The following is a 13,860-nucleotide window of genomic DNA, read 5'->3' as shown; positions in this document are numbered from 1 at the left end:
ATCCGGCGGTACAAAGGCATAGTTAAGCTCTTGAGCCTGCATAGATGTGGGTACAGTCACCGCAGGAATGCGGGACGAAAACGAAGAGGGGCTTGAATTGGCAGGTAATGCAACCTTCCGCCACAGCAACACCGCGCTGCTTTCGGTCAGCAGCGTCGAAGCGCCCAGGATTGTGAGCTCCACGGACTTTGACCGCCGGCTGGCATCGACCCTGCAGCGCCTGAAGTTTCCGCCGCGGCTCCTGGAGCGGGTGGCGGGAATCACGCACCGGCGCTGGTGGGCTGCCGGAACATCGTTCGACGATGCTGCCGTGGAAGCCGGCGCCAAAGCCCTGGCCGAGGCCGGCATCGAAGCGTCCGACGTAGGCCTGCTGATCAACACGTCGGTGACACGGCGCAACCTGGAGCCCTCCGTGGCGGTCAAGATCCACCACAGCCTCAGCCTGCCGTCGTCGGCCATGAACTTTGACCTTGCCAACGCCTGCCTGGGATTCGTCAACGCCCTGACCCTGGCTGCCAACATGATCGACTCCGGCCAGATCAGGTACGCCGTCATTGTCAACGGCGAGGACGCCCAGCTGACCCAGGAAGCAACCCTGGCCCGCCTGCAGCGGCCCGAAACAACGCGGGATGACTTCAACCGGGAGTTCGCGACGCTGACCCTGGGATCAGGCGCTGCCGCGGCAGTCCTGGGCCCTGCCGACGAGCACCCGGGCGCGCACCGCGTAGTGGGCGGGGTGATGCGTGCCGGCACCGAGCACCACGAGTTGTGCGTGGGCGGCATCGACGGGATGAACACCGACACGAAAGGGCTGCTCGACGGCGGCCTGCAGCTGGTAGTCGACGCATGGCAGGAAGCCCAGCCCGAATGGGACTGGGCCGCCATGGACCGCTATGTCACCCACCAGGTCAGCAACGCCTACACCCACGCGATCATCGATGCCATCGACCTGGACCCGGACAAGGTGCCCATCACATTCCCGCACTGGGGCAACGTTGGGCCGGCCTCGCTGCCCATGACGCTTGCCGCCGAGGCGCAGTCGCTGGGAAGCGGCGACCGGGTCTTGTGCATGGGCGTCGGCTCCGGACTGAACACCGCAATGCTGGAAATCGTTTGGTGATCGCGGCCTGGCCGGGCGTCAACGCCGAGTGGTCCCGCGAGATCGATGTCCCCTCCACGTCAAGCGTTGACGCACCCGGGACGGTGCGGCGCTGGCACCTCCTGGACAACGGGGCCGAACTGTCCCGCCGCGGCCTGGCTCCGCTGGGAACGCTGCTGTGCGTGCACGGCAACCCCACATGGTCCTATCTGTGGCGGAGCCTGCTGGCTGCCGGGTCCGACCCTGAGCATCCGTGGCGCGTGGTGGCCGTGGACCAGTTGGACATGGGGTTTTCCGAACGGACGGGTACCTTCCGGCGCCTGGCGGACCGGATCAACGACCTGGGCGACCTGACCGAGGCCCTGTCCCTGGCCGGCCCGGTGGTCACCGTGGGCCACGACTGGGGCGGGGTGGCCAGCCTCGGCTGGGCGCTTGCCCATAGCGACCAACTGGCCGGCGTGGTCCTGACCAACACCGCCGTGCACCAGCCTGCCGGCTCCCCCCTTCCGCCGGCACTGCGCCTTGCCCTGCACCCGGCAGTGCACCGGTGGGGAACCACCACCTCCGACGCTTTCCTGCGGGTGACGCATTCGCTGGCACGCCCACCGCTGCCCGCTGACGTGCGGAGTGCCTTCATGGCCCCGTACCGCGGCGCCGCACGCCGCGCAGGGGTGGGCAACTTCGTCGCTGACATACCCGTCGACGGCTCGCACCCGAGCTTCGCTGCCCTCAACGGCGTGGCGGAAGGCCTGCGCCGCCTTAATGTGCCGGCCCTGATGCTCTGGGGCCCGCGCGATCCGATCTTCTCCGACCGCTACCTGAAGGACCTGCTCGCCCGCCTTCCGCATGCCGACGTGCACCGCTACGAGGGCGCGGGACACCTGGTGGCAGAGGACCGGGACATTGCCACCCCCGTCTTCGACTGGCTGGCCGGCCGCGTCACGCAGGGCGGGGACAGTCCTGCTGATGATGGCTCGCGGGGAGCCGGCGATGGCTTCACGCCCCTGTGGGGGCTCCTGGGGGAGCTCGCCGCCGGACCATCCGCTGGGGCGGGGGCCGTCGTCGAAATGGCCCCGGACGGCACGGAGGCACGTTCGCTCACCTGGCGGCAGCTGGAGGAAAACGTGGGGCGCGTTGCCGCGGGCCTGCAGGGGGAGGGTGTAGGGCCCGGCACCCGGGTAAGCCTGATGGTTCCCCCCGGCGTGGACCTGACCGTCGCCCTGTACGCCTGCCTTCGGCTGGGCGCCGTGGTGGTCGTGGCCGACGCCGGCCTGGGCACCAGGGGGCTGAGCCGGGCGGTCAAGGGAGCGACGCCCGATGTCCTGATCGGGATCGACAAGGCCCTTGCCGCTGCCCGGGCACTGGGCTGGGCGGCCCGGCGTATCAGCGTAAGGGACCTCCCGGCCGTGCAGCGCCGGGTGCTCGGCGTAAAGACCTCGCTCGCCGCCCTGGCCAGGACCAGGCCGGGGCAAGGCGGCGCCGGCCCCGCCTTCAGCCCGGCGGCGGACTCCCCCGCCGCCGTGCTTTTCACGTCCGGCTCCACCGGGCCCGCCAAGGGAGTCCAGTACACCCACGGGCAGCTTGCCGCCATGCGGGACACGGTAGCCGGAACCTTCGGGATCGAGCCCGGCGACAGGCTGGTGGCCGGCTTCGCACCCTTTGCGCTGCTGGGACCTGCGCTGGGAACCGTGTCCGTGACGCCGGCCATGGATGTCACCGCGCCCCGCACCCTGACCGCGCACGCCCTCGCTGCTGCTGCAGCGGCCATTGACGCCACGGTGGTCTTCGCCTCCCCCGCGGCCCTGCGCAACGTCGTTGCGACCAAGGCCGGGCTCACCCCGGCGGGCGCTGCGGCGCTCAAGCGGGTCGACCTGCTGCTCTCCGCCGGCGCTCCCGTTCCCGAACCACTCCTTGATGAGGTGCAGCGCCTGCTGCCGGCCGCCTCGCTGCATACCCCCTACGGCATGACCGAGGCCCTCCCCGTCACCGACATCAGCCTTGAACAGATCAAGGCCGCCGCGGCCGCCGCGGGTTCCGGGATGATGACGGGGGCCGGAAACGGCGTCTGCGTTGGCCGTCCGGTCCAGGGCGCCCGCATAGCCCTGATCCCGCTGGCGGCGGACGGTACCGCCCCGGGGACAGAACCGGTGACGGAAGCGGGTGTCACCGGGGAAATCCTGGTCAGCGCGCCGCACGTCAAGGGCGGCTATGACCGGCTTTGGCTGACTGACCAATTGAGCGCGGGCCCGGCCGGCTGGCACCGCACCGGCGATGTGGGCCATTTCGACGCCGACGGCCGCCTCTGGGTGGAGGGGCGCCTGGCACACATCATCACGGCGCCCGGCGCAGTGGTCACGCCGGTAGGGGCCGAACAGGCCATCGAAAGCCTGGACTGCGTCAGCATGGCAGCGGTTGTCGGGGTGGGGCCGGCCGGCACCCAGGCCATCGCCGCCGTCGTCGAAACCATGCCGCCGGCGCGTAAGGCGGGGCCGGCCGCCGCTGGACTCGCAGCACAGGTACGCCGTGCCGCACGTGCCGCAGGCGTCTCCGTGGCTGCAGTCCTGGTTGTCCCTGCGCAGCCCACCGACATCCGCCACAACGCGAAGATCGACAGGTCGCGGTTGGCGCGCTGGGCATCATCCGTCCTGGCCGGCGGCCGCCCGGGGAAGCCATGAGGGTACTGGTTACGGGTGCGAGCGGCCTGCTGGGGCGGCAGGTGGCCGGCCAGCTGGTACGCAAGGGCCACGAGGTCACTACCTTCCAGCGGCGTCCCTCGGGGGTCGACGGCGCGGCGGACCGGTGCGGTTCCCTCACCGATGATGCAGCCGTCGCGGAGGCAGTCCGGGGCGCGGACGCAGTCATCCACCTTGCCGCAAAAGTCTCCTTCACTGGCCGTGCCGAAGAGTTTGACCAAGTAAACGTAGAGGGAACGCGGCGCCTGCTCCTGGCGGCACGCGAAGCCGGGGTCCGGGACGTGGTCTTCGTTTCTTCGCCTTCAGTGGCCAACTCGGGCGCCGCCATTGCAGGTCTTGGCGCGGAGCCGGCCGACCCGGTGCATGCCCACGGCGACTATTCGCGCACCAAGGCGCAGGCTGAACTGCTGGCCCTGGCCGCCGACGCCCCGGACTTCCGGGTCGCCGCCGTGCGGCCGCACGTCGTCTGGGGGCCGGGCGACACCCAACTGGTGGAACGGGTCCTGGCCCGGGCCGCCAGGAAGCGGCTGCCGCTGCTGGATGCGGGCGCCGCGCTGATCGACACCACCTACGTGGACAACGCGGCGGCAGCGATCGTTGCTGCCCTGGACCGCGTCAGCCACATCCACGGCAGGGCCCTGGTGGTCACCAACGGCGAGCCCCGCCCCGTGGGCGAACTCATCGCCGGCATCTGCGCTGCCGGCGGCGTCGCTGCGCCGTCATGGTCAGTGCCGGGGAAGCTTGCCCGGATCGGGGGATCGGCAGTGGAAAGGGCTTGGCTCCGGCTCGGTAAACAGGACGAACCCCCGATGACCAGGTTCCTTGCCGAACAGCTGTCCACCGCCCATTGGTTCGACCAGCGGGAGACCCAGGAGCTTCTTGCCTGGACGCCGGCTGTCTCGATTGACGAGGGCCTGGTACGTCTCGCTCAGTACTACGGGTCCCGCTGACACCCAGCCAGGTGGATGGTGGGACTACCAGCGGCCGTTGCGGGGCCGCGGCTGGCACACCGGGCAAGTATGGGAGGAACGGTTCATGAACTGGTCCCGGCGGATGGTGGAACTGATGCCCGCTGCGGCGCACCGCCTGCACGGCTCACCTTGGCGGCCGTAGGCGTTCAGGGACCGGTCAAAGTAGCCTGAAGCGCCGTTGACGTTGACGTACAGGGAGTCGAAGCTGGTCCCGCCGGCGGCCAGGGCATCGAGCATGACCTCGCGGGCACTGTCCAGGACGCGTTGGGCCTCGTTCCTGCGAAGGGTGTCGGTGGGCCTGGCAAAATGCAGGCGGGCACGCCAGAGGGCTTCGTCAGCGTAGATGTTGCCAATGCCGGACACCAGCCCCTGGTCCAGCAACGCCCGTTTCAGGCCCGTCTTGCGCTTGCGCAGGCGCTGGTAGAAGAGGTCGAACGAAAAGGCAGGGTCCAGGGGGTCCCGCGCAATATGGGCGGCTTCCGCGGCGATGAGCGGAAGGGGGGACTCGGCGAGGCCGCCGGGGCCGCCGTCGTCGGTGGGTACCAGGGCGGTGACGAAGAGGCCCCCGAAGATCCGCTGGTCAACGAACCGCAGCTGGGCCGGCATGCCGTCGCGGGGACTGAGGCGAAGCCTGACCTTGAGGTGCTTTTCGTCGGGGACGTCCTGATCCTGCATCAAGAGCTGGCCGCTCATCCCCAGGTGAGCCATCAGTGCAACATCCGGCAGCGCTGCGGTTTCAGGGTTTTCCGGTGCAGCGGGGCCGTCCGTCAGCGGCATCCACAGGAATTTGCCGCGGCGCACGACGTCGCTGACGGTTGCGCCCTGGAGGTTGCCGACGAAATCCCCCGCGCCCAGGGCATGGCGGCGGATGGAGCGGGGATCAAGGACGTCAACAGCGCTGATGGTCCTGCCGCGGACCCAGTTCACCAGGCCGCGGCGCACCACTTCGACCTCGGGCAGTTCAGGCACGGGACGCTACTTGGCGGTGACGGAACCAGCCGAAGTGCCGGCAGCATTCCGGGTTTCGGCGCCGGAAAGCACCCGCCAGGCGTCCGCGGCCGCTTCCTGCTCCGCTTCCTTCTTGGAATGCCCGGAACCCTTGCCGTAGGTGTTTCCGCCGATGTTCAGGACAGCGGTGAAGGTGCGGGCGTGATCCGGGCCGGTCCCGTCCACCGCGTAGTGGATGCTGCCAAGCTGCCGGCTGGCCGCGAGTTCCTGGATGCTGGTCTTCCAGTCGGTGCCGGCGCCCAGGACAGCGGCGTCCTTCAGCAACGGTCCGATCAGCCGCATGACGAGTTGGCGCGCGGTCTCGATGTCGTTGGAGACATAGGTGGCCCCGATCAGGGCCTCCATGGTGTCCGCGAGGATGGACGCCTTGTTTTTCCCGTGGGTGAGCTTCTCGCCCTGACCCAGGTAGATGTACTCGCCGATGCCCAGGCTACGGCCGATGCCGGCCAGGGCCCGGGTGCTGACGACGGCGGACCGGCGCTTGGCGAGTTCGCCTTCGGGCAGGTCCGGGTTGTCCCGGTACAGGGCGTCGGTCACGGAGAACCCCAGGATGGAGTCGCCCAGGAATTCGAGCCGCTCGTTGGTGGGGATGCCGCCGTTCTCGTATGCGTACGAGCGGTGGGTCAGCGCAAGACGAAGCGTCCCGGCGTCAATAGTGACACCGAGACGCTTCAGAAGCTCTTCAGTTGAAGACATCAGTCAGCCTGTTGGGCCGATTAGACGTCAGCGACCTTGCGGCCCTTGTACTCAAGGAACAGCGCAGTGCCAGCAGAGTCGGTAACGACCTTTGCCTGGTGCGGCAGGCTGTAGGTGACCTGCCCGTTCTCAACGGTCTTCACCAGGTGGGGGGCGGTCGCCTTCCACTGCGAGCGGCGGGCGCGGGTATTCGAGCGAGACATTTTCCGCTTGGGAACAGCCACGGCTAACTCATTTCTCTCTAGACAAACACGTACAAATCAATTTTGCCGGTCAGGCTTAGCCATATCAGCTAGGGCAGCCCAGCGAGGATCCAGGACCTCGTGGTGGTGCCCCGGCTCGTCTTCCAGGCGAACTCCGCATTCGGAGCAAAGGCCCTGGCAGTCTTCCCGGCACACCGGCTGGAACGGCAGATTGGTGACAACCGCGTCCCGCAACACCGGTTCAAGATCGATTACATCGTGCTCGACTCGACGTTGCTCTTCATCTTCTTCTCCGTCCGAGAGCTCAGTGCCCTCGTAGAAGAAAAGTTCTTGCACATTGACCTCAAGGTCATACGCAAGGGGATCCAGGCATCGGCCGCACTCGCCGGTTACTTCGGCGAGGACAGTTCCTGATACCAGAATTCCTTCGTGTACGGCCTCCAGCCTCAGGTCGAGCTCGACATCCGAGCCTTCCTGAACACCAATGAGCGCCACACCAAGATCACCCGGTGCGGGTACATGTTCCGTCAGTGTCCGCATGCTTCCCGGGCTGCGCCCGAGGTCCTTGACGTCGAACGCCAGGGGCGAACCAGCATCTCTGTTAATGAGAACTCCTGTTGAACATATGACCGACGTACCATCTTAGCCTGAAGAGCCATGGTGACTCAAACCGGCAGCGGGCAACGCCGAAGTACCGATCCAGCCTACCGCCTCGGCTGCTGATCCGGCGAAGGCTCGCCGGCAACGATGCGCCGGTGCACTGACCGGGGAACGTAGTCCGAGACGCTTCCGCCCAGGGACGCCACCTCCTTGATCAGGGTGGAGGACAAATGCAGGTAGCTGGCCTCGGCCGGGAGGAAGACCGTTTCCACGCCGCTCAACTGCCGGTTCATGGTGGCCATGGGGAGCTCGTAGTCAAAGTCCGACGACGACCGGAGCCCTTTGACGATGGCGGACACCCCCCGGTGGCGGCAGTATTCCGCGAGGAGTCCCGCGCCAACAGGCTCCACCACGATGCCCTTGAGCGAAGCCAACGTCTCGCGCGCCATGTCCAGCCGCTCCTCCAGGCTGAACATGTACTTCTTCGCATAGTTGGTGGAAATGGCCACAATGACCTCATCAAACAGGCCGGCAGCCCTGGCAATGACTTCGAGATGGCCGTTGTGGATGGGGTCGAAGGATCCGGGGCACACAGCGCGTCTCATGCTCCGAACCTACCGCATGGAAAGCCCGGGATACCATGACTGGATGCATCCAGCACGGGAACTTTCCACACCCCTGGCACCTGCTCCCTGGCAGCGCACCGCGCTCGGGGCAAACCTCCTGGCCGCGGACGGCGGACTGGGAGTGACCATCTTCGAAGAGATGACAACCCTGGCCGTCAGGACGGGCGCCATCAACCTGGGACAAGGCTTCCCCGACGAGGACGGGCCGGTTGAAATCAGGGAGGCGGCCCGGGCGGCCATAGCGTCCGGCGCCAACCAGTACGCGCCGGGCAAGGGCCTCTCCGAACTCCGCGAGGCGGTAGCCGCGCACCAGGAGCGCTTCTACGGCCTGGCTCCGGATCCGTCAACGGAAGTCATCATCACCACCGGGGCCACTGAAGGCATCGCCGCTGCCCTGCTGGCTTTTGCAGGACCGGGCGATGAGGTCCTGACGTTCGAGCCGTTCTACGACTCCTACGGTGCGGTCATCGGGCTTTCCGGGGCCACCCACACCACCGTTCCCCTGGCTGCCCCGGACTTCATGCCGGACGTGGCGGCATTGGAGGCGGCGTTCAGCGTGCGGACCAAGGTGGTGCTGCTGAACAACCCGCACAATCCCACCGGCGCTGTGTTTCCACCCGCGGTCCTGCAGCGGGTGGTGGACCTTGCCGGCCGGCACGGCAGCATCATCATCACCGATGAAGTGTATGAGCACCTCACCTTCGGCGTGGGCCACACCCCGGTGGCCACCCTTCCGGGCGCTGCCGGGCGGACCATCACCATCTCCTCTGCCGGCAAGACCTTTTCCCTCACCGGCTGGAAGATCGGCTGGCTGAGCGGGCCGGAGGAACTGGTGGCCGCCGTCCGCACGGTAAAGCAGTTCCTGACCTACAGTTCGGGTACGCCGTTCCAGGCAGCGATCGCCAAGGGTTTGGCCCTCCCCGATGATTTCTATACGGGCATCGCTTCTGCCTTGGAGCAGAAACGGGACATTCTCAGCGCCGGGCTCCGGGCCGCCGGCTTTGACGTCTTCACCCCGCAGGGCACCTACTTCGTCAACGTGGACACCGCACCGCTGGGCATCACCGATGCCCTGGACCTCGCCCGGCGGCTGCCGGAACTGGTGGGGGTCGCAGCCATTCCCGTTCCGGTCTTCTGCCATCCGGAAGGCGCCGAGCGGACGCGCAGCCTGCTCCGCTTTGCCTTCTGCAAGAAGACCAATGTCCTGGAGGAGGCCGCCGCGCGGTTGGCAACCCTGCGCGGCAGGCTCTGATGCCCACCCGCGGGGCCGCCAGCCGTTTCCTGCGCACCGCCGGCCAGCACGCCACCATCGAGCCTGATGCCTTTACCGACGGCGGCTACGTGCTCAGCATCGGCGGAGCCGAACAGTCGCACGTCAACCTTGACCGGCCGGAAGACATCTTCTACGAATACCTGCGCCGGATCGGACACCTCGTGGATCTTGCTGCGCCGCCCGGACGACCAATCACGGCGCTCCACCTGGGAGCGGGCGCGTTGACCCTGGCGCGGTACATCCAGGCGACCCGTCCGGGCTCAGTGCAGTATGCAGTTGAGCTGGAGCGCGAACTGCTGGACTTCGTCCTGCGGCACCTTCCCATGCCCGAAGGAACCAACCTGACCACCATCATCGGCGACGCCCGCGAAGCGCTCGGTGCGCTGGACCCCGGCCTGGCGTTCGACGTCGTGATCCTGGACATCTTCTCCGGACCGGAGGCGCCGGTCCACATCGCCACGGACGGTTTCTACCGTGAAGCCAGGGACCGACTAAGCCCGGGCGGGCTCCTGATCGTCAATGTCGGGGACGAACCGGCGCTCACGCTTGTCAGGAGCCAGGTGGCCGCCATGCGCGCTGCCATGGCCGATGTTGCGGCGTTCGGGGAAGCCGGAATGTTCGACGGACGGTATCCGGGAAACGTCATCCTGGCAGGAACGCAGGACCCCTGGCCGGACTCGTGGACAACAGAGCTGGCCGCCCGCGGCCCCCACCCTGCCCGGGTCCTGTCCGGAGTGGACCTCGACCCCTTCTCGGCTTAGGCCCAAGGCCCTATCCCTCTGCCACGTCCGGCAGGTCGTCAGCGGAAATGGCATCGGGCACCGACGGCTCCGCGAACCACAGCCTGGTTTCCCCGTATTTCTTTTCGGCGAAACGCGTCATCCCTTCCGGCCACCCTGGTTCCGGGGAGCGTGACGAACGTTCCACCACCACCACGGCTCCGGACCCCAAATGGCCGGCGAGCTTCTGCAGCACGGCGGCGAGCGTGCCGTCCTCCAGCGGATACGGCGGGTCCAGGAACACGACGTCCCAGGCGGCCGCCGCCGCAGCGCGGTCAAGGAACGGCTCCACCTTGGACCGGTGAACCGTCACGGTCTTAGCGCCCAGCACCCCGTTGATGAGGTCCGCGTTGCGCTGGCACACGGCACTGGCTTTGGCGTCCGACTCGACGAGGTCCACCGACCGTGCACCCCGGCTGCCGCTTTCCACCCCCAGGGCACCGGAACCGGCGTAGAGATCCAGTACCCGGGCGCCGGCAAGCACGTCAAAGGCATCCAGGCGGGAAAACAGCGCTTCCTTGACGCGGTCCGTCGTGGGCCGGGTCAACGATCCCGGGACCGCGGCCAGCGGCGTGCCGCCGGCCGCGCCGGCGATGATCCGCGTCACCGCACCCACCGCAGTTCGGCCGCGCCGGCCACGTCGTTGCTAACCGCGTTCAAGGAACGCCTCCTTCTCGGGGTTGAGATACTTCTCGATGGCCCCGGCGAGCTCGGGGTGGCCGGACAGCAGCGGGTCCCCGCCAACGATTGCCTGTGCGTCGTCCCTGGCCCGGGCTATCACGTCTTCATGTTCAAGGACCCGGAGCAGCTTCAGTGTGGACCGGCCGCCGGACTGGGAAGCACCAAGGATATCGCCCTCGCGCCGCAGCTTGAGGTCCTCCTGCGAGAGGACGAACCCGTCCGTCGTGGCAGCGACCGCGTCCAGCCGCCGCCTGCTGGGGTGGCCGGGTTCGAGGGCGGTTACCAACAGGCAGGTTCCTGGCAGTCCGCCGCGGCCCACGCGGCCGCGAAGCTGGTGGAGCTGGGAGATTCCGAACCTGTCAGCGTCCAGGATGACCATCAGCGTGGCGTTGTGCACGTCGACCCCCACTTCGATCACGGTGGTGGAGACGAGCAGCTTGATGCGGTTGGCGGTGAACCCGGCCATGGTCTCCGTCTTCAAGTCGGGGTCCTGGCGTCCGTGCAGGGGAGCCAGCGGCACCCCTGCCAGCGAGGGCTCGCCCTGGAGATGGTCCACGACGGCGGTGACGGACGCGAGCTCCCGCGTCTCCTCTGTGTCCATGCCGGAAGGTGCGGCCTCGCCGGGGCTGAAGTCGCCGTCGTCGTCCGTTCCGATCTTGGGACAGACCACGTACACCTGGTGGCCGGCGTCGATCTCTTCCCGGGCACGTGCCCAGATCCGTGCCACCCAGCCGGGATTTTCCGCAAGGCCCACGAGGTGGGTGGTGATCGGTGCCCGGCCCTTGGGCAGTTCGTCGAGGGTGGAGGTCTCAAGGTCGCCAAACACGGTCATCGCTACCGTGCGGGGAATGGGCGTGGCGGTCATGACGAGCAGGTGCGGCGGTTTGCGGGCTTTGGCCCGCAGGGCATCGCGCTGTTCCACGCCAAAGCGGTGCTGTTCGTCCACCACGATCAAGCCGAGGTCATAGAAGGAGACGTTGTCGCTGAGCAGTGCGTGGGTGCCGATGATGATTCCTGCGGTCCCGGAGGCGGCGTCGAGCATTGCCTGCTTCCGTGCCGCCGTAGGCATGGACCCGGTGAGCAGCGTGACCTGGACGGAAGGCCCGTCGCCGGCGGCCAAGCCGCCCAGGAGTCCGTCGCTGGAAAGCGGACCGAGGGTTCGCCGGATGGAGTCGAAGTGCTGGGCGGCGAGTACTTCGGTGGGGGCAAGGAGCGCGGCCTGGCCGCCTGCGTCCACCACCTGGAGCATGGCACGCAACGCCACGACGGTTTTCCCGGAACCCACTTCACCCTGCAACAGCCGGTTCATGGGCGTGTCCTGCGCCAGTTCCGCGGCCAGGGTCTTGCCGACGGAGGCCTGGCCGGCCGTGAGCGTGAACGGCAGCGCGTGGTCGAATGCGGCCAGGATTCCGTCATTGACAGGACGCCGGGCGGTGGCTTCCTCCGCGGCAAGCTGGGCCCGGCGCCGGGCCAGCGCTGACTGCAGCACCAGTGCTTCCTGGTAACGGAAACGGTCGCGGGCACGCTTCCAGTCGCCGGCGGTTTCGGGAACGTGGATGAGGCGGTAGGCGTCTGCGACGGGCAGGAAGCCTTCCCTCGCGGCGACCTCCGGGGGAACCGGGTCCGGCAGCGAACCAAGGTCGGAAGTTTCGAGCAGCGTGGCGATCACCTTCTGGATCTTCCAGCTGGGCAGTTTGGCCGTGGCCGGATAGACCGGTATTGGCATGGCGGCAAGTTTCCCAGGGTCTTTTCCGGCGTCGCTGAACGGATCTTCGTCCAGGAGCTGGAAGTCGGGGTTGGTAAGGCCCAGCTTTCCCTTGAAACTGGTGACCCGGCCCGAAAACAAGGCACGGCGGCCCTGCAGGAGCTCGTTCTTCGCCTTGAACCCGTTGAAGAAGCTGATTTTCAGGGTGCCCGGAACCTTGCCGGTGTAATCCCGCCCCCCAACCAGCCGCAGGCCCTGCTTCCCGTCGTCGTCTGAGACGATGACGTCGGTGATGGTCCCGCGCCGCGCCTGCATCTGCCGGGTGCTGCTGGAGAGGACCCTGGCTATCAGGGTCACGTCCTCATCGAGCGGAAGCTCTGCGATGGGGGTCAACTCCCCGCGGCTCATGTAGCGGCGGGGGTAGTAGTTCAGGAGGCCCTCTACGGTGGTGATGCCGAGGTGTTTCTCAATGACCGCCGCTGAGCGCTTCCCGATCCGCCGCTCCAGGGCGAGTTCCAGTTCAGCGCTCATGCCCGCCGGTGTTCACCGCGTCCGCACCCGGGTCCCGCGGCAGGGCCAGTTCGCTGATGCTGATCTGGGAAGGTTCGCCCAGGGACCGGATAATCCCCACCGCCGGGGCGGCGTCGGGCACGTGCACGTGCACGCGCCACCGGTAGTTGCCATCGGCGTCCGGCCCGTTGCCCACCTGGCTCATGATCACTGACTCGCCGATTTCGTCGAGACGCTGCCGCAGGGTGGCGGCATTCAATGGCGACAGGCTGATGGTGCACATGACTTCCACGCCGTCGTCGGCAGGCATGGACGTGTGGATGTGGGGATCAGAAACATCGTAGCCGTGGAGGCCATCGAGAAGCTCCCCCTGCAGCTCCTCCCCCATGACGGCGGAGCGGAGGCAGTCAAGGATCAGCAGCATTCCCACGCCGCCTGCATCCACCACGTGGGCAGACTGGAGCGCATCGAGCTGTTCTTCGGTGTGGATCACGGCGGCCAACGCCCCCTCCACCGCCGCGTCCAGGGCAAGGCCCAGGGCATGGTTGCTGTCGTCGCCGTCCTGGCCGGCGTCCACGGCGGCGGCCGCACGTGCCGCCGCTTCCATGACGGAAAGCATGGTCCCGGGAACGGGATCGCTGAGGGCAGACCACGCCCGGATCTGCGCACGGTTCAGGGCCGCCGAGAGCAGGGTGGACGTCAACCGGGTATGTCCGGCCAGCGGTTCAGCTGCCGCACAGAGGAACACCGAGAACAAGGTCCCGGAATTTCCCCGCGCCTCCTCCATGGCAGCCTGGCCGGCCATCGAGAGGACTTCCCCGACGTCCACCGGGGCAGGCTGGTCGGGGTCCAGCACCAGCGAACGCGCCGCAGCGCGGACCGTGAGGTAGAGGTTTGTGCCGGTATCACCGTCAGCCACCGGAAAGATATTGATGGCGTTGAGCCGGTCGCTGTGGTTTCCCAGCGCAGTTTCAGCCTTGCCCAGCCACCTCTTCATGGCCAGCGCGTTGGCGGCA

The 13,860-nt window shown here is 67.6% G+C and carries 13 protein-coding genes; 5 read left to right on the top strand and 8 right to left on the bottom strand.

Features of this window, described 5'->3' with window-relative positions; translation table 11 throughout:
- The first annotated feature begins 97 nt into the window (after window positions 1–97).
- Genes PV772_RS08280 through PV772_RS08270 form a run of 3 tightly spaced genes read left to right on the top strand, consistent with a single transcriptional unit; the run spans window position 98 to window position 4,742 of the window.
- The gene (locus PV772_RS08280; RefSeq protein WP_246839664.1) at window positions 98–1,120 is read left to right on the top strand and encodes a 3-oxoacyl-ACP synthase III; all 1,023 of its coding nucleotides are present in this window, start codon (window positions 98–100) and stop codon (window positions 1,118–1,120) included.
- Window positions 1,114–3,774 (top strand): alpha/beta fold hydrolase, encoded by a 2,661-nt coding sequence (locus tag PV772_RS08275; RefSeq protein ID WP_347885843.1) that lies wholly within the window; start codon window positions 1,114–1,116, stop codon window positions 3,772–3,774. The genes PV772_RS08280 and PV772_RS08275 overlap by 7 nt, the downstream gene beginning before the upstream one ends.
- Window positions 3,771–4,742 (top strand): NAD-dependent epimerase/dehydratase family protein, encoded by a 972-nt coding sequence (locus PV772_RS08270; protein ID WP_347885842.1) that lies wholly within the window; start codon window positions 3,771–3,773, stop codon window positions 4,740–4,742. Before PV772_RS08275 ends, PV772_RS08270 begins: the two co-directional genes overlap by 4 nt.
- A gap of 24 nt (window positions 4,743–4,766) precedes the next feature.
- On the opposite strand, the gene mutM is transcribed toward PV772_RS08270, so the two are convergent.
- The 5 genes from mutM to coaD form a co-directional block, all read right to left on the bottom strand.
- Window positions 4,767–5,732, bottom strand: coding sequence for a bifunctional DNA-formamidopyrimidine glycosylase/DNA-(apurinic or apyrimidinic site) lyase (gene mutM, locus PV772_RS08265; RefSeq protein ID WP_347885841.1), 966 nt, complete (start codon window positions 5,730–5,732; stop codon window positions 4,767–4,769).
- A gap of 6 nt (window positions 5,733–5,738) precedes the next feature.
- Entirely contained in the window at window positions 5,739–6,467 is a 729-nt protein-coding gene (rnc, locus tag PV772_RS08260; RefSeq protein ID WP_347885840.1) for a ribonuclease III, read from the bottom strand.
- Between the two features lie 20 nt (window positions 6,468–6,487).
- The gene (gene rpmF / locus PV772_RS08255; RefSeq protein ID WP_009356569.1) at window positions 6,488–6,691 is read right to left on the bottom strand and encodes a 50S ribosomal protein L32; all 204 of its coding nucleotides are present in this window, start codon (window positions 6,689–6,691) and stop codon (window positions 6,488–6,490) included.
- A gap of 36 nt (window positions 6,692–6,727) precedes the next feature.
- Complete coding sequence (locus PV772_RS08250) at window positions 6,728–7,252, bottom strand: YceD family protein (RefSeq protein ID WP_141161550.1); 525 nt, start codon at window positions 7,250–7,252, stop codon at window positions 6,728–6,730.
- Between the two features lie 122 nt (window positions 7,253–7,374).
- Complete coding sequence (gene coaD, locus PV772_RS08245) at window positions 7,375–7,875, bottom strand: pantetheine-phosphate adenylyltransferase (protein ID WP_141181772.1); 501 nt, start codon at window positions 7,873–7,875, stop codon at window positions 7,375–7,377.
- A 43-nt stretch (window positions 7,876–7,918) separates the two neighbouring features.
- Between coaD and PV772_RS08240 the strand changes: the two genes are divergently transcribed.
- Complete coding sequence (locus PV772_RS08240) at window positions 7,919–9,148, top strand: aminotransferase class I/II-fold pyridoxal phosphate-dependent enzyme (protein WP_347885839.1); 1,230 nt, start codon at window positions 7,919–7,921, stop codon at window positions 9,146–9,148.
- On the top strand, window positions 9,148–9,930 hold the full coding sequence (locus tag PV772_RS08235) for a fused MFS/spermidine synthase (RefSeq protein ID WP_347885838.1): 783 nt from the start codon (window positions 9,148–9,150) through the stop codon (window positions 9,928–9,930). Before PV772_RS08240 ends, PV772_RS08235 begins: the two co-directional genes overlap by 1 nt.
- 10 nt (window positions 9,931–9,940) lie before the next feature.
- Here PV772_RS08235 and rsmD read toward each other — a convergent pair whose 3' ends face one another.
- Genes rsmD through PV772_RS08220 form a run of 3 tightly spaced genes read right to left on the bottom strand, consistent with a single transcriptional unit; the run spans window position 9,941 to window position 13,841 of the window.
- Complete coding sequence (rsmD, locus tag PV772_RS08230; protein WP_141181774.1) at window positions 9,941–10,555, bottom strand: 16S rRNA (guanine(966)-N(2))-methyltransferase RsmD; 615 nt, start codon at window positions 10,553–10,555, stop codon at window positions 9,941–9,943.
- 39 nt (window positions 10,556–10,594) lie between these two features.
- The gene (locus PV772_RS08225; protein ID WP_141160136.1) at window positions 10,595–12,865 is read right to left on the bottom strand and encodes an ATP-dependent DNA helicase RecG; all 2,271 of its coding nucleotides are present in this window, start codon (window positions 12,863–12,865) and stop codon (window positions 10,595–10,597) included.
- Window positions 12,855–13,841 (bottom strand): DAK2 domain-containing protein, encoded by a 987-nt coding sequence (locus tag PV772_RS08220; protein ID WP_141183379.1) that lies wholly within the window; start codon window positions 13,839–13,841, stop codon window positions 12,855–12,857. The genes PV772_RS08225 and PV772_RS08220 overlap by 11 nt, the downstream gene beginning before the upstream one ends.
- Window positions 13,842–13,860: the final 19 nt, after the last annotated feature.

The organism is Pseudarthrobacter sp. CC12, assembly GCF_039907755.1.
Taxonomy (GTDB): domain Bacteria; phylum Actinomycetota; class Actinomycetes; order Actinomycetales; family Micrococcaceae; genus Arthrobacter; species Arthrobacter niigatensis.
Note: the sequence above shows the minus strand (reverse complement) of the source record. Positions and strands in the feature narration are given on the sequence as shown.

What these genes read in the sequence shown, in the direction of transcription:
- PV772_RS08235 (WP_347885838.1), top strand. Translation starts at nt 9,148, where the DNA reads ATGCCCACCCGCGGGGCCGCCAGCCGTTTCCTGCGCACCGCCGGCCAG.
- PV772_RS08270 (WP_347885842.1), top strand. Translation starts at nt 3,771, where the DNA reads ATGAGGGTACTGGTTACGGGTGCGAGCGGCCTGCTGGGGCGGCAGGTG.
- PV772_RS08225 (WP_141160136.1), bottom strand. Translation starts at nt 12,865, where the DNA reads ATGAGCGCTGAACTGGAACTCGCCCTGGAGCGGCGGATCGGGAAGCGC.
- PV772_RS08240 (WP_347885839.1), top strand. Translation starts at nt 7,919, where the DNA reads ATGCATCCAGCACGGGAACTTTCCACACCCCTGGCACCTGCTCCCTGG.
- PV772_RS08220 (WP_141183379.1), bottom strand. Translation starts at nt 13,841, where the DNA reads ATGAAGAGGTGGCTGGGCAAGGCTGAAACTGCGCTGGGAAACCACAGC.
- coaD (WP_141181772.1), bottom strand. Translation starts at nt 7,875, where the DNA reads ATGAGACGCGCTGTGTGCCCCGGATCCTTCGACCCCATCCACAACGGC.
- rnc (WP_347885840.1), bottom strand. Translation starts at nt 6,467, where the DNA reads ATGTCTTCAACTGAAGAGCTTCTGAAGCGTCTCGGTGTCACTATTGAC.